This window comes from Laspinema sp. D2d (assembly GCF_025370755.1).
Taxonomy (GTDB): Bacteria; Cyanobacteriota; Cyanobacteriia; order Cyanobacteriales; family Laspinemataceae; genus Laspinema.
Genome location: NZ_JAMXFC010000017.1, coordinates 54,010 through 77,818, shown reverse-complemented (window position 1 = coordinate 77,818; position 23,809 = coordinate 54,010). Strand labels below are relative to the sequence as shown.

The window sequence follows — 23,809 nt, the reverse complement described above, 5'->3', positions numbered from 1 at the left end:
ATCTTTGCCAGTAGCTGATTCGACCGCTGCCGCCCATCGTTGGCTTAGTCTTATAGGAGTCTACTTAGCTATGCCGTAGCTGATCGCCAACTGGTTGAACCCACCATTAACATGGCAGTTGGATTTGTCCAGGGCCGAGTCGGTAGGTGAGATCGCCATGAGTTCAACACCCTTTTTATTTAAACTCAAGATAAACTGCTTCAAAAATCCGGTTCTCTACAAACGTTTTGAACTTAGGGTATGACTGTGGCAACTGTAAGCGTTTTGTCCGGTATGCAATTGTATCCCTAAACTGGAATTTCGATTAGGAATTCCGTACCTTCTCCAAGTTTGGAAACGCAGTGCAACTGCCCTTTATGTTGTTCGGTGATGATTTGGTAACTAATCGACAATCCCAGTCCCGTACCTTGACCGATCGCTTTAGTGGTGAAGAAGGGGTCAAATACTTTTTGGCGAATACTTTCGCTCATTCCGCATCCGTTGTCAGCGATGCGAATCCTTACAGTTTGCTCGGGTCCCATTTCGGTGGTAATACGAATTTCGGGACAGGGGTTAGCTTCAGGGGAAGTTAAGACATCGATCGCATTCGTCAGAATATGTAGAAAGACTTGATTAAGTTGACTGGCGTAACAGTTGACGGGGGGGAGTTGACCGTAGTTTTTAATAATGGCAATTTCTGGGCGATCGCCTTGAGAGTTGAGCCGATGCTGTAAAACTAAAAAAGTATTCTCCAATCCTTCATGGATATCTACCTCTTTCTTTTCTGATTCTTGGAGACGGAAGAAATTGCGCAACCCTAGAATAATCTTTTTAATGCGATCGCTCCCGGTTTGCATAGAATTTAACAGGTTCTCCAAATCTTCCCCCAAGAATTCTATATCAATCTCTTCCCGTTTATCTTGCAGGGCGTCACTAGGTTCGGGACAGTCTTCTTCATACAGGGTGAGCAAGTCGAGCAAGTCTTGAAAATATTCGCGAGCATGAATGAGGTTACCGGCTATAAAGTTGATAGGATTATTGATTTCATGGGCAATTCCCGCCATCATCTGTCCTAAACTCGACATCTTTTCCATGTGGACTAATTGCGCTTGAGTTTGCTGCAATTGGAGGAGCGTTTGCTGCAAGTGTTGGTTGTTTTCTTGAAGTTCTTCAGTTCTTTGTTCGACTAGCTCTTCTAAGTTATGGCTGTAATCTTCTAAACGCTGATAAAGTCGGGCATTTTCGATAGAAATAGCAGCTTGGGTGCTCAAGAGATTGAGGGCTTCAATGCGCTCTGAAGTGAAGGCTTCGATCGCCAGGTGATTTTCTAAATATAAAATACCGATAAGTTTGCCTTGGTTGAGGATAGGCTTACAAACTAAACTTTTCGGGGGTTTTTGAATCAAATAAGGGTCTCCTGCAAAGGTCATATCTCCTTCCACAGAATTCAGAAGTACAGTCTGTTGCGTTCTCCTGACGGTGTGAATGATGCTGAGGGGTAAGGAGTTACTTTGGTCGAGGGGTGTCGTAAAAAAGTGATACTTACCGTTAACTAATTCAGCGACGACTTCCCAGCTTGCCCAGTTGTTTAACAGTAAAACTCCTGTGTCTGCTCCAGCATTTTCCAGGACGATATACATCAATTTAGACAGCAAAGCTTCGAGTTCCATTTCCTCGGAAAGTGCTTGGCAGCCTTTGATGGCGGAGTTGATATCCAAGATAGAAGTCGTAGTAGTAATTGTAGCAGCAATTGAACTTGAAGAAGTTCGGGAAGGGTTGGAAGGTGGAAGCGGTTTTGATGGCTGGAGGATGGGAGTGAGGAGTTGGGGATAGGTTTGTTCAAGTTGGTCAGTTTTGGCTTTTGCTCCCCAACGAGCGTAGCAGTAGTAGGCATCCATCATATAGGTGGCGGCAATTTTCTCTTTACCCCAGTTAAGATAGAATTTTGCCGCCAGTTCGTTGGCTAAGGCTTCTTCTTGGATATATTCGTTCTCTTTTGCTCCAGCGATCGCTTTGTCATATAGCTCGATCGCCTCGGCTTTTTGCCCTAAAACGCGACATTTTTCTGCTTCCACTAAATCGACTTTATGCTGGTGATTCATGGGAGCGTAATGCGCCCAGTAAGCCTTTAACTGAGTTTGGTTTTTTTCCACGCGCTTGAAGGCTTCTGTCGCTTCATCAGAACCGGGATTTAACGTTGATAAATCCGTCAAAGAATCGTAAAAATAAAAGAGAGGACCTCCAATAGTTTGAGCCGTAGCAATCAACGATTTCTGGGCTTCCAAACTAAACTGTTTAGCCCGGTCAATCTCATCAAAAAGGTAGCTCAACATGAGCTTATGGAAATAGAAAAAGTATAAACCATTTAAATCTTGCTCTTCACAGGCTTTAGCCAGAAAATCCGGTTCTTGAAGCGCTTCTCCAGATAAAACCGTCGGATCTTCGACCCCTTCCGTTAAATTTAAAATCGTTTGCCAATAGATTCGACACCAATTTGCTGCTGTAAATTGATTTAAGGGTAGGAGTCCATTGGAATAAGCGCGGGCATCCCGCTCTAAGATTCCCAGAGGTTGGCCGCAGGATAAAGCATTTAAACAAAAGGTTTGAGCATTATATCCGGCAAATTCTAAATTTCCCACTTCTAGCGCCGCTAAATAACCGTTGCGCAGAATAGAAAGGGTTTCTTTAAGGTGAGATTTTCGATGAATCAGAAATCCGCCTAAAATATTGAAAATTTCCGGTTTAGTTAGCACAATCTGAAGTTTAGAGGCAAGCTGGAGTCCCAACTGACAAAACTTGGCCCCCATGTCTATATCTTGCCGGAAATTACAGGCCAAACTATAGCTGGCATAAGTAAAAACTGAATCCGTTGTATTCCCATATTGAAGGGATAGTTTGACGGGCAAGGAAACGATGAAGGGAAACAAGGGAGAACCAGCACGGTAAGCAATGCCAATAATGCTATTGGCAATCTTAATGATGGCGAGGCTTTCCCGATTGGTCATAATCGGTAAGTCAATGATATCTTCAATATCCCGGTCCCCAATTAGCTGTTCTATTTCTGCAATTTCTTGGTCAATAGCTATCTGGGTGGGAGGGGAAGGAAAATTAATTCCAAATTGTCCTAAGACTTGTTGTGCGATATCGATCGCTTCTACTAATCGCTCCTGAAATATAGAGGCTTGAATTTTTACCCCATACGCATTTACTTTATCCAGCAAGGTAGTGGCTTGATTAAAAATGACTTGAATCAAGGATTCCATTGTGGTAAAATCACCACAGAGTGAAGCTAAATCCGCTGCAATTTCATGAAGTCCTAAAGTTAGCTCATACTGTCTTTCCCAAGAATTATCGTCCAGTAAGGTCAACCCTTTTTGTGCATATTCCCGACCAGCTTGATAGGCGGTGGCGGCTCTAGCTTTGCGACAGGCAATGAGATTGAGTTCCGCTAACTCATCTTGTTTTTGTTGTTCGGTAATCAGAGAAGCGCCATCGTTCAATTGACCGACTATCTCAAAAATCCGATCAACTCTTGCCTCTACGGGAATTTGTTGTAACAGAAGTTGTCCGATATGATAGTGAGTCTGTTGTTTCCATTCGTCAGGAATCAAAGCATAGGCAGCTTGTTGAACGCGATCGTGCAAGAAACGATAGCTCACTACTACGTCTTCAAAGCTTTCCGACTGACAGGGTTCTCCCTGGAAAAACTTATAGGTTTCGCTTTGGGGAACTACAAATCCTTCTTGCAGCGATCGCCATAAATTGGTTGCCACTTCTTCTCGACTGGCTTCGCAGATGATCGCCAAGGTTGCCAACTCAAATCGATTGCCAATACAAGCGGCTAATTTCAAGACTTCCTGGGTTTCCTCTGGTAGCTTTTGCAACCGCCCCACCATGAATTCCACGACATTATCGGTCAGTGCCAACTGTCTCACTTGCGCTAAATCGCACTTCCAGTAAAGCTCATCCGCCTCAAATGCAATACAGCCCTCCTGATACAACATCAACAAAAATTGAGTCGTGAAAAAGGGATTACCTTGAGTTTTTTGATACACTAACTCCGAAAGTGGTGCAGCGATCGCCGTCGAACACAATAAGGCATCAGCAACCAAACCAGTAATTTGCTCCTGACCTAAAGCCGCCAGAGTCAAGGTGTTGAGGGTTGCTCCTTGGTTGCGAATTTCATCCAAGATGAGCATTAACGGATGAGCGGGAAATACCTCGTTATCCCGATAGGCTCCCAAAATCAGCAAATAATTCGCTTCTGACCCTTCCATTAACAACTTCAGCAAATTTAACGAAGCAGAATCTGACCACTGCAAGTCATCGAGGAAAATGACGAGGGGGTGTTCTTTCGTCGCGAACAGACGCACAAACTTGCCAAACAGGAGGTTAAAGCGGTTTTGAGCCGCACTTCCCGACAGTTCCGGGACCGGGGGCTGGGGACCGATAATGCGTTCTAACTCGGGAATCACCTCAATGATGACTTGCCCGTTTTCTCCGAGTGCACTCAGGATTTTTTCCTTCCAAGTCGCCAATTCTGCATCAGAGGAACCCAGCAATTGCCGCATTAAATCTCGGAAGGCTTGCACGAAAGCGGAGAAAGGGATAGTACGATTGAATTGATCGAATTTGCCTTTGATAAAGTAGCCCCGTTGTTTGACAATGGGCTTATGGACCTCCTCGATCACAGCGGTTTTGCCAATACCTGAAAACCCCGCTACCAACATCATTTCAGTTGCACCATTGGCGACGCGATCAAAGGCATCGAGTAAAGTCTGCACTTCGCTTTGACGTCCATAGAGTTTTTCGGGAATCAAGAAGCGATCGCAGCGATCGCGCTGCCCAAGTTCAAACGGTGTAATTTCTCCCGTTGCTTCTAAGTCTTGCCAACACTGCTGAAGATCATGCTTTAAACCCAATGCACTCTGATAGCGATCCTCAGCATTTTTTGCCATTAGCTTGAGGACGATCGCTTGCAGCATCTCGGGAACTTCTGAGTTTTTGGGAAACTGCACCGCTTGAGTAATGTGGCAATGCACCAACTCCATTGGATCGAGGGTATCAAAGGGCAGTTGTCCGGTGAGTAGTTCAAAAAAGGTAACCCCAAGGGAATAAAAATCGGTACGGTAATCGATCCCCCGATTCATCCGTCCCGTTTGTTCCGGGGAAATATAGGCCAGGGTCCCTTCTAAAACGTTGGGGTTGATGAGTTGCTGTTTTTCTTTGGGAAGGAGAGAGGAGATGCTGAAGTCGATTGTTTTAACTTGACCGCTTTTGGCATGGATGACGATATTTGGCGGTTTGATATCTTTGTGGATGATCCGCTGTTGCGTCAGATAATGCAGTGCTTCTGCCAGTTGGGTGGCAATTGCCAGAAATTCGCCCACAGAACGGTTTGACTGCTGCCAATAATCGGAGAGGGCGATCGCGCCATCATCCGGCATCACCAGCGCATAACCATTCTCATAAAGTTCCAGAGATAGAGGGCTCACGATCGCCGGGTGTTCCAGATTCCGAGTGATGACGTACTGGTTCCGGAACTGTAGCAATTCAGGGAACTTAGGGTGCGAACTCCGTAAGGTTTTAATGATGACGGGTTGGCGATCGCTATCTCGGGTCGCTCGATACACTAGAGTCCGAGTTCCAGCATAGCAAAGGGTCGTTTCTTGATAGCCAGCTAAGTTGAGTTTCGTCATCACTAGAAATTCAGGTTAGTTAATCAAGGGGGTAAAATTTTGGGCGCTTTGTGACTATCACGATGACACCGTTTCCCCGATTTTATCTTTACTTTGTCACTTTTGTCTGTAGTTTTTAAAGGTTTTTAGATCCTTCATAAAACTTTACTAAAATCATGTTTTGTGAAAATTGCATTGTATGATAAAATCACCCCTAACCTCTTTGTAGCAGTTCTCAGATTCATGAGAGAGATAGATTAAGAAGAGGGGCATCCTTTAACCTTATAGAATTCACTCAGGACTAAGCATTTATTACAAGAGTATAGCATCACCAACTACGGTGCAAAAACGGTGAAATAAAGGGAATAGCATCCAATTCCCAATACCATTCGAATCGCGGAAACGGGTGAATACCTTGTCCAAGGCTAAAAACCCAAGAGCGATTTTTAGCCGTTCTCTCTCAGGTTTAAAACAGGGGGCATCGATGGAAGTTGCCAATACTGCCTCAAAATTTGCCCTTAGAGGTGCAATCCAATTTCTGAGATCAGCACGTTGCGATCGCCACCTTGGGTTTTCAGTCATGAATGCTGCAAATGTGGCAACTCCAGAAGTTAAAACTGACATTGAAGAGGGATGATTTCCCCCCCAGGAAGCTCTTCCCCTGGGGGATTTTGGTTCTGGTATTGACTGGATTTTATCTTTATCCCCCAAGTTGAGGTCTCCGAGATAAATTTAGAACAAAAAACCCGTTAAACCAAGTGATGCTCGATCGCAAAGCGCAAAAGTCCGGCGCGATTACTGGTTTCCGTTTTTCTCAACAGCGCACTCACATATTTTTCCACGGTGCGCGGACTCAAGTGGAGGCGATCGCCGATTTGGGCATTAGAAAGACCTTCCGCCAGTAAATCTAAAACATCTCGTTCTCGGGGCGTTAAAGCAATCGTAAACTCGGACTCTGGTGCCGTTAATGCCGTAGTTCCTGGATTGAAATTGGCCGGGAGAGAATCGCCGGGAGAAGGCGGGTTTTTATTCAGTTCCGCAGGGGGAGAGGAGGAGTCATCGGACTTAAATCGCCACTGGGACTGGATGAGTTGCGATCGCTCCAACAAATTACGAATGACTGCGCCGAGTTCCTCCAAATCAAACGGCTTGGGTAAATACAAATCGCAGCCGAGTTTATACCCTAAAATCCGTTCCGGGGTACTGGTGCGGGCGGTTAAAAAAATCACAGGTAACAACCGTAAAGCCGGTTTTTTGCGGACACGCTTGACCAATTCATACCCATCCATCTCGGGCATGATGATATCCGTTACCAGTAACTGAGGTTGAAATTCTTCTACTTTTAATAGACCCTCTTGACCATTCTGAGCGGCGATCGCAGAGTAACCGCACTGTTCCAAATAATGGCAGATAGACAGACGAATAGCGGGATCGTCATCAACAATCAGAATCGTCAAGGGCATGGGGTCTCAAGGGGGAACTGAACAAGTATAGACGCCACCGAGTAGCGTCTATACTTCTAGCGTAGGTCAAATCCAGGGTCAGGCCAACTCGATTTAACGAGCAGACACACTTAAGCTGGCAGGTTGGGCCAAATTACCGGATAGAGTCACTTGCCGTCCATTGGTATGGAGATGGCGCAGGATTTTATAAATCATTTCAATGCGATCGCTCGCATCCGCTTTCTGGGCCAAATCCTCTAGGGATAACGGTTTCCCTTCCGCTGCAATCACCTCAATAATGCGGGTTTGCAGGCGGAGAATTTCTGAAGCGGCCTTTTTACCCGCTTCGACCCCGGGTTGATGATACGCATTGATATTAGTCAACGAGGCATATAAGCCCACCGCGCGATCGTACAGGGCAATCAACGCCCCAACGGTGCGGGGATTAACCTGGGGAATCGTCACGGAAATGGAATCGCGCTGATTGTCATAAATCGCTTCCCGAGTTCCATACAAAAACCCTAACAAATAATCCCCGGTGGTGATTCCCGGTTCTACCTCTGGGGAATGGCCCTGACGGTCTTCCAAGACCTCAATAAAGGTGAGGAAGAAATTCGGGACCCCCTCGCGCAGTTGTTGAACATAAGCGTGTTGATCGGTAGAACCCTTATTTCCATAAACGGCAATCCCTTGATAAACCGTATTACCGGCTAAATCTTTCTCCTTACCGAGGGATTCCATCACCAACTGTTGCAGATAGCGGCTAAAGAGCAACAGAGTGTCTTTATAAGGCAGCACCACCATATCTTTTTCCCCCCGTCCATTGCCTGCAAAGTACCAGGAGAGGGCCAGCAAGGCCGCTGGATTGCCCTTGAGGTCCGGTTGACGAGTGGCCTCATCCATTTCTTTGGCCCCAGCGAGCATCTCTTGAATATCAATTCCCTGCAACGCTGCGGGGACTAACCCCACCCCTGAGAGTTCGGAGGTGCGTCCTCCCACCCAGTCATGCATGGGGAAAATGTCAATCCAGCCTTCTTTCTGGGCTTGTTTTTCCAGGGCGCTATCATGGCCGGTAATGGCAACGGCATGATTGGCAAAGTGGAGACTCATGCTTTCAAAGGCTTTTTGCACTTCAATCATGCCGTTGCGGGTATCGGGGGTCGTACCGGATTTAGAAATCACTAGGACCAGAGTCGTGGGCAGACGGTCTTTGATGTGATTTAACAAGGTATCGATCCCGGCGGGGTCGGTATTGTCAATAAAGTGAATTCCCAGGGGTGCAGGCTCAGGGGCCAGGGCTGTGGAGACAAATTGTGGTCCGAGGGCCGATCCCCCAATGCCGATGGAGAGAATGTCTGTAAATTTGGAAGCGCTGGGAGGGTGGATCGTCCCGTTATGAACTTTGTGGGCAAACTCCTCGATATGGCTGAGGTTTTCGAGGATTTCTTGTTTGAGTTCTGGGGTGGGTGCAATGTCCGGATTTCGTAACCAATAGTGACCGACCATGCGGCCTTCATCCGGATTGGCGATCGCCCCGGCTTCTAGGGCCTTCATATCCTCAAAGGCTTGCTCAAACTTCGGTTTCATCGATTCGACGAAGGCATCATCGAATCTCATCCGACTGATATCCAGGTACAGTCCTAGCCCTTCATGATAATAGAGCCAGTCCTGATATCGTTTCCAGAGTGATCGAGCATCCATAACAACTCTCTACTTATCTTTGTTTCACCACACACAAGTGTACCGATATCAGTGGAATGAGATTAAGGATGCGGATACAATTAGACCCTTTCAGTGGTTAACCGGAACTGGGATATACCGCAAATCCTTGGAGGACTTCCCCAGAAGGCTTAGGGTTCGTTCAGGTCGGGCAGGGGTAGAATCCGTAAAAACTTGACAAAATGACCAATCACTTGTATGGCTACAAAATAGTTATCCAGCCTAAACCGATAAAAAATAGGATGAGACCCGAGTTGGTGTAACTCCGGCAACTCTTGAATCCGTTCAATCTGCATAAATTTGAAAAAGACAAAATCGTACACCCGCTCGAAACTAGCTCGGTCTAACTGCTTAAGATCGAGAAGGAAAGACCGACTATAGCGTGCTTCAAGAATCACAGGATAATTTTATTCCCCCTGAATCTAAAGGTTGACTTCAATACAGATAGCTGCAACACCATCACAGCGATCGCAAATATCGCAAGGCTTCCTCACGGGTGAAGCTATCCCCAGGCTTAAGGCTGCGGTTCGCTTGCTGAATGAAGCGAAGCACATACAGATCGTAATAAAGACTTTCTACCACAGCCCCGACCTGTTGCAAATCATCATCGGAAAGCATCTCTACTTCTTCATAGAGTTGCACGAGCAAACTTCTAACTCTTTTTTTGAGCAGTTTCATCAATCCCTCCCAGGGTTGAGTCAGCGATTTTTGTCAGTGTAGCGGACTGAGCTAAATTTCTATCAGACTGCTCAATCCGATTAATTCAACGGGGGTAACGTCAAGTCTTCCACCGGACGAATAATGGGGTCTGTGGGTTGTTCTTCTCCCTGGAAAATAGCACTGAGGGCCTGTTCAAGGGTTTCTGCCATAACAATTCGGTTCTCGTATGCCACAATCACCCGGGCTAAAATGGGCAAACTATTTTGTTCTGCCTCAATATAAAGCGGTTCGACATACAGCAGCGATCGCTCAATGGGAATCACCAACAAATTCCCCTGAATCGCCCGTGATCCCTGGCGGTTCCACAGGGAAATCTGTTGAGAAATCACCGGATCTTGGTTTATTCTGGCTTCAATCTGCTCGGGACCATAAACCAACTGTTGTTTGGGGAACTGATACAGCAGTAAATTCCCATAATTAACCCCATCCGATCGCCCCCCCATCCAAGCAATTAAATTATTGCGACTCATCGGCGTAAACGGGTGCAACAAAATAAATTCCTCAGAGACTTCCGTAGGCAATTTCATAATCAGATAATAAGGCTCAAGCACTTGCTGCTCAGTGCCGTAAATCTCCTTCGGCACTCGCCATTGGTCTTCTCGATTATAAAAAACCGTCGGATCGGTCATGTGGTAGGTCAGCAGCCGTTCTGATTGCACCGTAAAAAAATCCAGGGGATAGCGAATATGGCTGCGCAGAGCCATCGGCATGGCATCTAGGGGTTGAAGCAAATTGGGGAAAATCTCTTGCCAACTGCGAACCAGTGGGTCCGACGGGTTAGCCATGTACAATTTAACCTTCCCATTATAGGCATCTACCACAACTTTGACCGAGTTGCGGATGTAGTTAAATTGCTGGTCAGTCGGTTCAGAATAGGGATAGCGATCGCTAACGGTATAGGCATCAATAATCCAGTACAGATAATTATCATCCGCTGGAAAGGGTTGTTTCGCTGGAGTGATTCCCGACTCATATAAGCGGGTATTCGCCACAACCAGATAAGGGTCACTATCAAATTCCAAAAACGGGGCGATCGCCCGAATCCGGTCCTTAATATTGCGGCGAAATAAAACTTTCGTCTGCGGGGTAAAATTGTCCGTGAACAACATCTGCCAGTTGTTCAGGTATTTGGCAAAGATTAACCGACGCCACCAAGAGCCAATTGAAACCCCCCCGGCCCCGTCATAAGTATTATAAACATTCTCATCACCCTGGGGATAATCTAACTCGGGCACTTTACTCGGTGCCATCACAGCGGTATCGGTGAGTTCCCCATAGTAAATCCGGGGATGCCCGATCGGAATGCTGGCTCGAATCAGTTCATTCGCTGTACCTAATATGCCATCGTTGACCGTTTCCTGCACGGTTTGGCCTTCCATGCCAATATCCCGAACGAAGTAGTCCGGCAATCCCCCGGGGCCCACCGTATTCACCGGACTCAAGGTAAACCCATAGCCGTGGGTATAAACTAAGTGTTCATTCACCCAGGTTTGAGCTTCCGTGGGAACGGCGCTATAGTCCAGTTCCCGGGCCGAAATCAAGACTTGTTGCCGTTCGGTGATGGATTCCTCCGATTCTGGGTCGCTTTTTCTGAGGGTATAGCGGTCGATATCCGCATCGGGAAATTTATAGTACAGCCGAATTTGCTGGAGTTGGCGATTGGTTTGGAGGAGAGGGCGCGTATCCCAGAGGCGGATATTATTAATGGTGAGGTCATTGGCGAGGATATCCTTAAAACTTAGGGTATTTTCCGGGTTGAAGAGTTGGACATCAATGCGATCGAGGTCAAATCCCTGGCGAGTGAAGGCGATACTGCGCTCGATGTAGGGACGCTCTCGTTCAATTTCGTTGGGTTGGACGATGAAACGTTGCACCGCGAAAGGCAGAACTGCACCGGCGATCGCGACCATTGCCACATAGAGCCCCAAGGACTGTTTGAGCCGTCTAAAGTGGCGGCGTTCGGGTTGGCGGAAGGTTAGATAGAGTAAGAAAAGGGCGAATGCCCCGGATAATAGGGTTAAGGCCCCATAGCTCCAAACCTCTACATTGGCTTGGGTATAACCAGCACCATAAATTACATCATTGCTGGTATAGAGCAATTCATAACGCAATAGCCAATAGCGCAAGGCGAGCGCCCCCATGAGTGCCGCACCCAATCCATAAAGGTGGCGCAATTGCCCATCAGAAAATCCCGGAAACTTCCCTTCGCTAATACTATTTCCGGAGATTAGATAGAGGACAGTGACCGAAGCCAGGAGGAAAAAAAATACTCCCAATAGCCAAAATTCGAGGAGTTCCCAAATGGGGAAATTAAAAATATAAAAGCTTATATCTTGGTTAAAAACGGGTTCAGTAATATCAAAGGCGTTCGGGTGGAAAAAAAGCAGAACTTTTGCCCACTGACCCGAGAGGACTAAACCGAAGAAAAGGCTTAAGATAGCGGCGATCGCATAGAGTAAGCGAGGTTCCAGAACAATGGCTAGGGTAAATAGCAACAACAGGGCAATTTGCCACCAATCTGTTGTCATTTGCTGTAAGATTTCCTGACTGGATTTAAGTCCAAATCCCAAGGGAACTGAGGGAGAGTTCAACAATAACCAGGAACCGGGATGCCAATAATCCACCACCACCTGAGCGTAATACACCAGGAGAGTGGAGATTCCCAAGGAGAGGAGGATGACAAACGCCAGTAGGGATTCTAAGTTGAGGGCGGTATAGGCATTGGGGGAAGGGATGTTGGGTTGGGGAAAGGGATAGCTAATATTGCGTTTCCAGCGATCGCGCCCTCCCAGGGGTTCCGTCAGTCCCCGACTTAGGAGATCTAATTTGCCATATTTAAGATGGTTCGCCAGAAATAGATTGCTGAAGGTTAAACCGCCAGTGATTCCCACTCCTAACCCCAGCAACACCAAGCGGGTGAGTAAGCGGACCCAAAATACTCGTTCGTAGCCCAGTTCTTCAAACCAAAGACTTTCGGCACTCAAAAAAGCAAAGAGTTCTATGCCCATCCATACGGCTAATCCAGCCGCGATCCATTTAAAGGCTTGTTTTCCTAACCCTTTAAGCATGAATTTTAGAGTTTAGAGTTTAGTTTAGAGTTTTGATCTAGCTGTCATTGTAGAGTCATCAGTCCGCAAATGGCGATCGCTCCCACTCCTTAATACTCTTAATTTGCATAATTTTTAATCAACTCCGCACCCTAAAGGGTGGACTATAGGAACGAAGCCAGTGGGCTCGGGCTAACTCCTCGGATCCCCGTTCTGCCATAAAGCGAGTCGAGGTAGGAATTTTGGGGGCGATCGGGTGAGGGATAAGCCGGATCGAACGTGATTGGTTAGAACAATTTAGTGTTCGATTTTGGTTTACCCCATGAGAATTCCAATTATTATAGGAGCCAGTGCATCCGCGATCGCGCTTGTGGCTTGTGTCCCTATATCTCAATCGCCAAGTTTCACCTTAAGCCAATATGATCAACTCCAAAATGGCATGAGCATGGAACAAGTGAAAGAAGTGATGGGTGCTGCGCCCTCTACTGTGAGCGAGTCGGGGGAATGGCAAACGATGATTTTTTCCAATTCAGACGGGAGTAATGCTGTCGTGATGTTTCAGGGTGGAGCATTAAGCAGTAAATCCCAAACCCGCTTGAAATAAATACAGTAATGCCCGGTTCAAGCATTGGGCATTACTTTCACCCCACAAATCAGCCATGCAAAAACGAATAATTGTCTCTTTTCTAGCCACATTTTTAATGGGATGTCAACCCCAAATTACTTCGGAGAACACTTTGAATAGTTCCCCAGATTTTCAAACAGCTTCTCTAAATTTACGGACTCGGCTACAAACTAAATGTCAAGACAATGAATGCGTTATCGAAACTAACGACAAAGTGTTTAAATGGGATAAAACATTTTTTTGGGATTCTTATAAAGGGACTAGGAACATTCAAGTTTATCGCTACTCACCCAACTCTAGCCAAGCCGAACTACATGAACAATGGGCGATCGATATCGTCAACAAAAAAGCGGGGCTAATTTCTTCCGTCGATTTAACGGCGAATTCACCCCCCTCTATAAATCTTAGCCCGCAGATGAAGGCAGCAAATCAGTGGGGAGAACGCACAGAGTTTGTTGAAACTCTAATTGCAATGATAAATGACTCCACTCCTGAGAGTACAGAAGCCGTTACGATTGGAGAGGCGCGATTAGTAGAGGGAGATTTTGGAATCAAGTATGCAGAAGCGGACCTGAAAATATTAAGACCAATTAGCACAATAATTGTAACCTTTGGTGCTTATGATTCATCAGGGGCTAAAGTTGGTGAGTTTCTTTATTCTGGGAGTAATTTTATTCAAGATGAAACGGTAAAAATAAAAGCAATGGGAACCGTTCCCCCGAATGTTTCGATTGCCGCGATTAAAAGACTTAAAACTCAAGTCGTTGATTAAGACTATAGACCTCTTGCAAAATACCGATTTATTCCCCCAACTCCCCTTGAAAACGCCCATCGGCTTAAAAGAATTTTGCAAGAGGTATAATGTAGAGCCATCCAAGCAAATTCCCTCTACATTTAAGACTCGATTTTTTAGATTTTATAGATTTGCCTAATTCTGGATCCGAAGAGTTTTAATAAAATTTATATGCAAATTAAATGAATTAGCCCAATCTGCTGGAGAAGACGACTGCTCACGCTCCTGATCGGTCCCTAACCAGACAGGGTAAATGAGAAGAATAAACCTGTTCAAATGGCCTATAACCGCCTGTACAGAATCAGATTACCGGGACCCGAAACCGGAGTTTTAGTCCAAATTTGATGCAAAGTAAGCAGAAATTTAGGCCAAAAACCCGGTTTCTTCCTTTAACTGGACTCCGGACTAACTGTACTGTTCGCCCGATCGCGTTTCTGTCTCTAGGTTAAACAGCAAGCGTAGAGTTTCCATCGCTTGACGGCGCGCCTCGATATCTTGCTGTGCCCGCAGTTGGACCATTGGATCATGCAGGATTTTATTGACAATCCCTCGGGTGAGTGCCTCAATCACTTCCTGATGTTTTTCGGCAAATTCCGACCCTAAACGAGACAGGGCTTTTTCCAATTCCTGCTCGCGAATGGTTTCGATTTTATCCCGTAAACAGCTAATCGTCGGCACCGTTTCCAGACTGCGCCACCAGACGTCAAAGGCTTCAACTTCTTCTTCCAGTAATCCCTCAGCTTCCATTGCCATTTGCCGACGGCTTTCTTGGTTTTGAGCGACAACGGCTTTTAAGTCATCCACATTAAACGAATGGACATTCGAGAGGGTATTGACATCAGAATCCACATTACGCGGTACTGAAATATCAATTAGCATCATCGAGCTATTAGGGCTTAAAACTGATTCGAGTTTGGACCGATTTAAAATCGGTTCAGTGGAAGAGGTACTCGTAAAAACAATATCAGAATCGGCAATGACGCTCATCATATCTGAGATTAAATGCAGTTTTAATTCTGCATCTGGGAAGTTTTTAGCCAGTTCTTCGGCGCGCCGTAATGTGCGATTAAGGATGGTAATTTGGGTCGCACCTTTGGAGAGTAAATGTTGAACTAAGAGTTTCGACATTTTCCCGGCACCGAGAATGGCAATGCGATAGGGTGCGAGGTCCTGAACCTTAATTTGAGCCAGTTCCACCGCTGCGGAACTGATAGAAACTGCGCCGGTGCCGATGCTGGTTTCTGTGCGGACTCGTTTGCCTGCGGTAATCGCTTGTTTGAGGAGACGATTGAGAATGCGTCCGACCCCATTATGTTGCTGACCGAGTTTGTGAGTATTTTTAACTTGGGCTAAAATTTGGCCTTCGCCGAGGACTAAGCTATCCAAACCAGCGGAAACCCGCATCAGATGCATGACGGCATCTTCTTGTAACAAGATAAACAGATGTTGCCGTAACTTATGAACGTTTAATTGGCCGCGTTCTGAGAGAAATTGGATGGCTTCACGAACGCCGGAGTCGGTTTCACCCGTTACGATATAAATTTCTAAACGGTTACAAGTGCTGAGAATCGCGACTTCTCGAATATTAGGATAGCTACATAAATGAGCGATCGCCTCTTTAATATCGGGTTCGGGAATACTCAGCTTTTCTCTAATTTCTACGGGTGCTGTCTTATGGCTAAGACCGACGACTGCAATATTCATGATTTCTCCCTGGATTTTTTAGTCGTTTACGCCCTCTTGATGTTTGACAAGCGTATCGATGAAATTCTATCTCTAGCGAACTGAATTAATCGGGTTGTCTTTATTTTTATGCTAACTGAAACCCGGGTGGGTTAGCGCAATCCTCGGGGATTGAACAAGGGATCGAGGCAAAGTCCAGGAGGAAAAATCCTCTGACCTGCACGGAGAGCGGGTTGGGGAAGGAGAGGAAGGGAGCGGACTTTAGGGGGGTCCGCACCACCGGCAGAAGGGATCACCGTGGCGATCGCGGGGGTAAAGATTCTGCTGATCAATTAGCGGGATTCTTACCCCGGTGACATCACAAATGTGAGGTCATCCTGCTTTCGTTCCTTCCTTAACCGCGCTGAGTTTGGATTAGCGCAATTGTAAGCTCTTCGGAGCGTCGTACATATGAATGGTATCGACAAAACGAGCGGTACTCGACTGGCTAGAAATAACCAGACTGTGAGTCCGAGCGCCGCCTTTGAAGAAGCGAACCCCTTGCATTAACGTTCCCGGAGTGATACCGGATGCGGCAAACAGCACCGTGTCTCCAGAGGCTAATTCTTCAGCGTTGTAAACGCGATCGGGGTCAGTGATACCCATTTCTTGCAAACGAGCGATGTTGCTTTCTTTGCTTTCACCAATCAGCCCAGTTTTCACGACTTCGGGGTCGTAGATTAACTGACCTTGGAAGTGACCGCCTAAACAGCGCATGGCCGCAGCGGAGATGACTCCTTCAGGAGCAGCACCGATTCCCATCAGCGCATGGATGTTGGTTCCGGAGAAGGCGCAAGAAATAGCGGCAGAGACATCTCCATCGCTGATCAGACGCACGCGGGCTCCGGCGTTGCGGATTTCTTCGATTAAGCCTTTGTGACGGGGACGATCCATCACTACCACGACCAATTCCTCAATGGAGCGACTCATGCAGTCCGAGAGGATTTTCAGGTTTTCCGTGGCAGATTTATTGATGTCCACATGATTTTTGGCGCAGGCGGGTGCGGCGAGCTTCTTCATGTAGAAGTCGGGGGCTCGGAACAGGCCACCTTTTTCGGCAATGGCGAGAACGGCCATCGAACCGTTTTGTCCGTAGGCGACCAAGTTGGTGCCTTCACAGGGGTCAACGGCGATATCAATTTCGATCAGTTGTTGGGGGTCACAGAAGTCCTTGGCATTCTCCTGGGTGCAGATGCCAACTTCTTCCCCGATGTACAACATGGGAGCTTCATCGCGCTCGCCTTCACCGATGACGATGCGGCCTCGCATATGAATGCGGTTCATGCGTTCGCGCATCGCTTCTACCGCCACATGGTCAGCGGTATTTTTGTCGCCTTTACCCATCCAACGAGCCGAAGCGATCGCGGCTTGTTCGACGACTTCAATAATCTCTAAACCAATTACACTATCCACGGAATTTTCCTCCCAACTGCCTATCAGCAGCCTTTTCTCTGGCTACAACCGTCTAAAAGTCTATCAGAGGACGGATACCCATAGCGATCGCGTTTAACTCAGTTTTTGTTAAGTTTTGCTGCTAGGGTTGGGGTCCATTTGTTTCCCAGGACAAGAAATGGGGATTCACCGCCCAAATGGGGCCCTAATTCCCCTGATTTTTTAACCCCTGGCGATCGCGCCGCCTCAGTAACCTCAATTCCCGAGGTTGAGAAATGGGCCGTAGTGGGTAATCTGGGAGAGATAGGGTGGACCAATGGCGGGACTCCCCCAGGCGAGAATGGGAAAATTCGTGGGTCTAACGAAAGGATCGGCTATGATCACACCCAGCACGATGGATTCCCAGCAGGCAAAACGCCTTACCCTTGCCGAGTCGTGCTGCTTTGGTCTGATTTAAAACACTTTTACGATGCAAAACAACATGGATGTCGAGGGGTTGGAAATCGAATGGCGATCGCCACTAGAACCGTCTAGTCTGGTCGATGCCGCTGGGCTTTGGCCTGTCTCCACTGAAGCGGGGGGCACGGGATTCGATGCTGAGTTTTATTTGAATGCCTATCCCGATGTGGCTCAGGCGGTTGAAATTGGGGCGTTTGAGAGTGGGTGGCAACATTGGCTGCTGTATGGTCAGCCGGAAGGACGGTTGCCGGTAAGCGGAGCTATGCCGCAGGCGATCGCCCCAACTGAATCGGTTTCTCCGGAGGGGGCTTCCGGGGACCCCGTGATTGGGGAACAGGTCCCCAATTTAGGCCAGTTACCCTTAAGTTTTATTCCCAATGCAGGGCAATTTGACCCTACGGTGAATTTCTCGGTCCGAGGGGCTTCTCATGCCATTTTCTTTACCCCAGATGAGGTGGTTCTCACCGCTGCGGCACAACCGGACCCCGAATCCGATGACCTGCAATCTTCCGTGGTCCGCTTAGAGTTTTTGGGAGCCAATGGCGATCCGGTGATCGAAGGGATAGAACCCTTGCCTGGATTGGCAAATTTCTTATCCGGGTCCGATGGGTCCAGTTGGTCGGGGAATGTTCCAACCTACCAAGGCATTGCCTATCGGGACCTTTATGACGGGATTGATTTGGTCTATCGCGGCACTGAAGGAGAACTCAAACGGGAATTTGTGGTGGACCCTGGAGCCGACCCGGGGCAAATTCTGTTGGACTATACCGGAGTTGAGGCAGTCACCCTGCGGGAGGGGGCGCTAGTGCTGGAAACGGCCTTGGGTGAGTTAATTGAGGCCGCACCGATTATTTATCAGGATATCAACGGCGATCGCGTGGCGGTGGCGGGTCAGTATGAATTACTGGGTGAGGGCAAAGTTGGATTTGACTTAGGCGCTTATGACCCCAACTATGCCTTAATTATTGACCCAACCCTGCAATATTCCAGCTATTTGGGCGGGACCCTGCAAGACCAAGGGGATGCGATCGCCCTGGATGCGGAAGGCAATATCTATATCGCTGGAAGAACCATCTCCACGGACTTTCCCACGCGGATTCCCTTACAAAGCACCCTGAGTAATCCCGGATCCTTCAAGTTTGACGCCTTTATTACCAAAATTGCCGCTGATGGGGCCAGCGCCTTCTACTCCACCTATTTAGGGGGCCTGGAAAACGACCAAGCTTTAGATGTGGCTGTTGATAGTCGCGGCAGCGCGTTTGTTGTCGGACAAACCAGTTCAGATAATTTTCCCGTCAGCATAGGTGCAGCCCAGACGACAGCTAATGGGCAAGGCGATGGCTTTATTGTCAAATTGACTCCCGGTGGAGGATTTATCGAATCCGGGACCTATTTTGGAGGCGCGGGGTTTGATGCGGTGAATAGTATTACTCTCGATAGTGGAGGAAATTATTATGTCACCGGCCAAACCTTTTCTGAAAATTTCCCGATGGTGGGGGCGGTGCAAAAAACCATTGGGGCCAATGGGTCTGATGTGTTTGTGGCGAAGTTTAACCCCCTCGGAGGGCTGCTTTATTCCACGTTCCTAGGAGGATTTGGAAATGAGGTGGGGAAGGCGATCGCCGTGGATGCGGCCCTGAATATGTATGTCACGGGACAAACGAGCACGGATAACTTTCCCCTGGTGTCAGAATTGCAGCGGCGATATCGAGGCGGGGGGGATGCGTTCGTTACCAAAATTAGTAGTGATGGCAGTCAGTTAATTTACTCGACCTATTTAGGGGGACGAGATAGTGACGTGGGGAATGCGATCGCTGTGGATGCGGCGGGTCACGTTTATATTGCCGGAAGCACCGGAGTCCCCCGGGATGCTCAACCCCGGGCAGTGATTCCCCTGGGAGATTTCCCCACGGTTAATCCCATTCAAGGGCAGTTAAATGGCTTATCCTCCGCCTTTGTCACTAAAATGGCACCGGATGGGAAAAGTTTGATTTATTCCACCTTCCTCGGCGGTAGCGGGTTTGAGTCGGGGAATGATATGGCGATCGACAATCGCGGGAATGTCTATTTGACGGGAGAAACCACCTCCTCGGATTTACCCCAGGTTGCACCGATTCAGCCCAGTTTTGGGGGGAATGGGGATGCGTTTGTGGGTAAAATTCTCGCTGATGGGAGGACGATTGATTATTTGACCTATCTGGGTGGAAATGGGTTTGAGTCGGGGAATGCGATCGCGGTGAATGCCGCAGGAACGGCGTTTGTCACGGGTCAAAGTGGGTCGGCGAATTTCGCTACGGTGAATCCGTTGCCGAATGCCGCAGGGGGAGTCCAAGGAGATGCTTTTGTGGTGGCGATCGCCCAACCTATCTCTCCCACTCAACCGATTGTGGTCCCGGTAGGAACCCCGCCATCAGGTCCAGGTTCTTTACCGGGTCCAGGGGGTGCCGAACCCTTCCCCCCTGCACCGGAACCCACGGAACCCGCTGCACCACCGCCACCGCCCCCACGTTTTGAAAACTTCATTCAGTCGGTCACCGAACGCGGGATCAACCCCCTAAGCCTGTATTTTAATGAAGCAGGCTATTTAGCCCAAAATCCCGGGGTAGCAGAAGCGGTGGCTGCGGGGAATTTGACCAGTGGGTTAGAACATTATTTGCTGTTTGGCCGAAATGAGGGCCGTCCGGCGGCGACCCAGTTTTTCAATGAAGGGCAGTATTTAGCCCGAAATCCTGATGTTGCCGTAGCCGTGGGAACGGGTCAGGTGACGAGTGGGTTTGACCATTTTGTGCAGACGGGATTTTTTGAAGGGCGCGATCGCAATGTCAAGCTGTTTTTAGAAAGTTTCTACCTCCGCCAAAATCCCGATGTTGCCGAAGCGGTTGCTGCTGGGATTTTCAGCAGTGGTTACAGTCACTATCTCCAGTCGGGTCAGTTTGAACGGCGCAATCCTAATCCGGCGTTTGATGAAACCTTTTATCTAACTCAAAATCCTGACGTAGCTGCGATCGTGGCCGCTGGGGGTTTCGTGAGTGGATTCCAGCACTTTATTGAACAGGGAGAACTCCAGGGTCGTCAACCCAGCCCGGTATTCAGCGAGTCCGCTTATTTATTCCGGAACATTGATGTGGCCCAGGCTATCAATCGCGGGGCCTTTGGTAGTGCCTTTGAGCATTTTGTCCTGTTCGGATTACAGGAGGGACGGGTAGCAGCCCCCTAATACCGTCATCTACAACCCCCCCTTCCCTCGCAGGGAAGGGAGTTAGGGGGTTAGGTCTCCCCAGGCAATTTCCCAGTCTTGGGGAAGAGAGGGTAGGGTTTTTTCTAAATCCTCAGAGGGAAACAGTGCGGTTTTCCCTCCTTGTCTTCATGGGGGATGGATTAGTAAGTTATTCTGAATAGGAATGCTTCAAAATCCTAGGATTGACTGCAAAAATTTACGATCGCTGAATTAAAGGAGAGCGCCGTGTCAGTAGAAACCATTGAAAAGACTTCAACGGTTCGGAAAATAGCACCGCGTTATCGAGTTTTGCTACATAATGATGACTTTAACTCGATGGAACACGTGGTGCAAACGTTAATGCAAACCGTTCCGAGTTTGACTCAGCCTCAAGCGGTTAGCATTATGATGGAAGCCCACAGCAATGGCATTGCTTTGGTGATTACCTGCGCCCTGGAACACGCGGAGTTTTACTGCGAAACTCTCAAAAATCATGGGTTGACCAGTACCATCGAACCGGACGAATAGGGAAAAGGGAATCGCGTGAAATTGAACTGGATCCGCTTCGGTGACTATCCGGCCCCAGGCAGGTTAGCTATTTTTGTGGCAATGCTTTTGGGGGTTTGGGTTCCGTTGGCGGTGCCGATTTATTGGCTTGTCCCGGACCCCAACTGGGTGAGCATTTTATCAATGGCAGTTTTATATGGAGAGTTTATTCTCCTAGTGCGATTTTGGGGGTCCCGGGTCTACGGAGAACCCCAGATTCTTAAAGACTATGGGTTAGAGTTTTCTCGAAACAACGGCCAAGACCTTCTCGGAGGTCTTGGCCTAGGTTTGTTGACTCTGTTCGGATTACTGGTCGTTGAGGGCCTGTTGGGGTGGTTGGGATGGCAATTGCCGAATCCGACTGGATTGCCGAAGGTTCTTTTAGAAGGACTGGCGATCGCCCTCGGGGTCGGATTTGCTGAAGAGTTACTGTTTCGCGGTTGGCTGTTCGATGAGTTAAAACGGGATTACCGTCCGGCAGTGGCGATCGCAGCAAATACCATAATTTTTGCCCTCTTACATTTTATTAAACCAATTGAGGCCATGATTCGGAATTTACCGGCCTTTCCGGGGTTGCTGTTGCTGGGGTTAACCTTGCTGGCGGCCAAAAGAGTGGGGGAAGGTCGCTTAGGTTTACCGATTGGCTTTCATGGGGGTTTAGTTTGCGGCTATTATATTATTAATACGGGCCAATTAGTCGAATATTCGGAGTCTGTTCCGCAGTGGATAACGGGGATGGACCAAAATCCGATCGCCGGGATTTCTGGAATATTTTTATTAAGTGCGATCGCCTTGGGGATGTATGGTGCGGCTCAGTTTAAACTCAAACGTGAGAAGTAAACAAACGGGGTCTGAATCATCAGACTATGCCTTGAATTAAAGATATTTAAAGGGAGGAGGAAGAGTGATGCAACCCATCCGAATTGTCACCACTGCATTGCTGGCGATCGCCACTTTGGCGGTTCCTGGGCGATCGCAACCCACACCACCCCCCTCCGTCTCTCGTGAGGAAATTGTGCAAGCCTGTGTGGAAGACCGAGTAGAAGTTTTACCGCCGCTTTTTAGTGATGTTCCCCCGGATCATTGGGCGTTTTTATCGGTCCAAAAGATTTCTTATTGTGGTCCATTCCGGTCCGCAACCCCTCCGAATTTAATTGAACGATTGATTCGAGAAGAGGGCTTATTCCCTAACCCTTTGACCTTGCCCGAGAGTCCAGAACCCACCCTTTAACGGAGAAAATACCATTCTAAATGGTATAATGAAAACTGTGATTACACTGATTTGGAACTCCTCTCCATGCGACTAATCCACACTGCAGATTGGCATTTGGGACGACGTTTAAAAGGGATAGACCGGACTCGGGAAATTGCTGGTGTTTTACAGCAAATTCTGGCTTATGCCATTGAATGGGAGGTGGATGCGGTCCTAATTGCCGGTGATATTTTTGATGTTCCCAATCCCCCCGCCTATGCTGAACGAGTGGCGTATGAGTTTTTTTGTGGATTACAAGCTGCCGGAATTCCAGCCGTGGCGATCGCCGGAAATCATGACTCGGCAACGCGCATTGATGGCTTGGCTACATTACTCTCTTTAGCAGGAATTCAGGCATTAGGAAAACCCCGCCGGGGTGATGATGGCGGGGTGATTACATTGGAGACAAAAAGTGGTAAATTGTGCGTCGGTGCCATGCCATTTGCCTCGGAACGGAGGATGTTAGATGCGCACGCCCTTTGGACTCAAGATGAAGTCGTCCAACGTCAAAGCTATCGCGAAATTGTAGCAGATTTGTTTGCCGATTTGACCCAAGGATTTCGGGGCGATCGCGTGAATGTTCTCATGGGTCATTTAGCTATGGATGGGGCGCGGTTGGCTCACTCAGAAGTTGCCTATTACACCCGCGATACTTATGCGTTAGGTGAGCAAATTTTACCCCCAGAAGCCCAATATATTGCTCTGGGGCATATTCATGTCCATCAACAGATTAAAGCGAGTTGCCCTACCTATTATTCTGGGTCTTTGATTCAAATTGATTTCGGCGAAGCGGAACAAGAAAAGGGATTTTGTTTAATTACAGTAGAACCGGGAAGTGCAGCCCAAGTCGAATTTATTCCCGTTGCCTGTCAGAAGCCATTAAAAGTCATTTGGTGTCATGGCGATACCTTGAATGATACCTTAGAATCCTATCAATATTATCCAGGATTTCTCAAGGTGATGGTCAAATTAGACAGCCCTCAGTTAGGATTGGCCGATCGCGTCCGGCAAATTTGTCCCCAGGCGTTACAAATTCAACCGATTTATCCGGAGGCAACCGCTAATCCCGGGCAACGAATTCGAGACAGCAATTCATTTGACCCCGTAGAGGAATTTCGACACTATTACCAAGAACGGTTGGAAACTACCCCGGATCCGTTGGTTGTTCAAGAATTCCAGAGTTTATATCATAAATTGAAAGAGAAAAATCCAGTTTAA

General features: G+C 47.8%; 16 protein-coding genes. 8 read left to right on the top strand and 8 right to left on the bottom strand.

Annotation, left to right across the window (positions count from 1 at the left end):
• Positions 1-287: 287 nt before the first annotated feature.
• Entirely contained in the window at positions 288-5,678 is a 5,391-nt protein-coding gene (locus tag NG796_RS13350; protein WP_261207318.1) for an ATP-binding sensor histidine kinase, read from the bottom strand.
• Between the two features lie 463 nt (positions 5,679-6,141).
• Here NG796_RS13350 and NG796_RS13345 point away from each other — a divergent pair, with 463 nt between their 5' ends.
• Entirely contained in the window at positions 6,142-6,294 is a 153-nt protein-coding gene (locus NG796_RS13345; protein ID WP_261207317.1) for a hypothetical protein, read from the top strand.
• Between the two features lie 112 nt (positions 6,295-6,406).
• On the opposite strand, the gene NG796_RS13340 is transcribed toward NG796_RS13345, so the two are convergent.
• The 5 genes from NG796_RS13340 to NG796_RS13320 form a co-directional block, all read right to left on the bottom strand.
• Positions 6,407-7,120 carry a response regulator transcription factor gene (locus NG796_RS13340; protein WP_261207316.1) on the bottom strand — a complete coding sequence of 238 codons (714 nt, stop codon included), beginning with the start codon at positions 7,118-7,120 and terminating at the stop codon, positions 6,407-6,409.
• A 93-nt stretch (positions 7,121-7,213) separates the two neighbouring features.
• Positions 7,214-8,800, bottom strand: a complete 1,587-nt coding sequence (locus NG796_RS13335) for a glucose-6-phosphate isomerase (protein WP_261207315.1) — start codon at positions 8,798-8,800, stop codon at positions 7,214-7,216.
• A gap of 149 nt (positions 8,801-8,949) precedes the next feature.
• Positions 8,950-9,216, bottom strand: coding sequence for a cytotoxic translational repressor of toxin-antitoxin stability system (locus NG796_RS13330; RefSeq protein WP_261207314.1), 267 nt, complete (start codon positions 9,214-9,216; stop codon positions 8,950-8,952).
• A gap of 61 nt (positions 9,217-9,277) precedes the next feature.
• Positions 9,278-9,496 (bottom strand): hypothetical protein, encoded by a 219-nt coding sequence (locus NG796_RS13325; protein WP_261207313.1) that lies wholly within the window; start codon positions 9,494-9,496, stop codon positions 9,278-9,280.
• 80 nt (positions 9,497-9,576) lie between these two features.
• Entirely contained in the window at positions 9,577-12,606 is a 3,030-nt protein-coding gene (locus NG796_RS13320) for a UPF0182 family protein (RefSeq protein ID WP_261207312.1), read from the bottom strand.
• Between the two features lie 301 nt (positions 12,607-12,907).
• Between NG796_RS13320 and NG796_RS13315 the strand changes: the two genes are divergently transcribed.
• Both NG796_RS13315 and NG796_RS13310 read left to right on the top strand, forming a co-directional pair.
• Positions 12,908-13,189 carry a hypothetical protein gene (locus NG796_RS13315; RefSeq protein ID WP_261207311.1) on the top strand — a complete coding sequence of 94 codons (282 nt, stop codon included), beginning with the start codon at positions 12,908-12,910 and terminating at the stop codon, positions 13,187-13,189.
• Positions 13,190-13,244: 55 nt separating this feature from the next.
• On the top strand, positions 13,245-13,982 hold the full coding sequence (locus NG796_RS13310; RefSeq protein ID WP_261207310.1) for a hypothetical protein: 738 nt from the start codon (positions 13,245-13,247) through the stop codon (positions 13,980-13,982).
• 426 nt (positions 13,983-14,408) lie between these two features.
• Here the strand turns inward: NG796_RS13310 and NG796_RS13305 are convergent, their stop codons facing one another.
• Together NG796_RS13305 and glpX are read right to left on the bottom strand one after the other, a co-directional pair.
• Positions 14,409-15,707 (bottom strand): glutamyl-tRNA reductase, encoded by a 1,299-nt coding sequence (locus tag NG796_RS13305; RefSeq protein ID WP_261207309.1) that lies wholly within the window; start codon positions 15,705-15,707, stop codon positions 14,409-14,411.
• A 393-nt stretch (positions 15,708-16,100) separates the two neighbouring features.
• Entirely contained in the window at positions 16,101-17,138 is a 1,038-nt protein-coding gene (glpX, locus tag NG796_RS13300) for a class II fructose-bisphosphatase (protein WP_261207308.1), read from the bottom strand.
• A gap of 448 nt (positions 17,139-17,586) precedes the next feature.
• Here glpX and NG796_RS13295 point away from each other — a divergent pair, with 448 nt between their 5' ends.
• The 5 genes from NG796_RS13295 to NG796_RS13275 all read left to right on the top strand — a co-directional run bounded on the left by NG796_RS13295 (position 17,587) and on the right by NG796_RS13275 (position 23,809).
• The gene (locus tag NG796_RS13295) at positions 17,587-20,793 is read left to right on the top strand and encodes an SBBP repeat-containing protein (RefSeq protein WP_261207307.1); all 3,207 of its coding nucleotides are present in this window, start codon (positions 17,587-17,589) and stop codon (positions 20,791-20,793) included.
• Between the two features lie 246 nt (positions 20,794-21,039).
• Positions 21,040-21,321, top strand: coding sequence for an ATP-dependent Clp protease adapter ClpS (gene clpS, locus NG796_RS13290; RefSeq protein WP_015146967.1), 282 nt, complete (start codon positions 21,040-21,042; stop codon positions 21,319-21,321).
• A 15-nt stretch (positions 21,322-21,336) separates the two neighbouring features.
• Positions 21,337-22,179, top strand: coding sequence for a CPBP family intramembrane glutamic endopeptidase (locus NG796_RS13285; RefSeq protein ID WP_261207306.1), 843 nt, complete (start codon positions 21,337-21,339; stop codon positions 22,177-22,179).
• Between the two features lie 67 nt (positions 22,180-22,246).
• Positions 22,247-22,570, top strand: coding sequence for an S-layer protein (locus tag NG796_RS13280; protein ID WP_261207360.1), 324 nt, complete (start codon positions 22,247-22,249; stop codon positions 22,568-22,570).
• 66 nt (positions 22,571-22,636) lie between these two features.
• On the top strand, positions 22,637-23,809 hold the full coding sequence (locus tag NG796_RS13275; RefSeq protein WP_261207305.1) for an exonuclease SbcCD subunit D: 1,173 nt from the start codon (positions 22,637-22,639) through the stop codon (positions 23,807-23,809).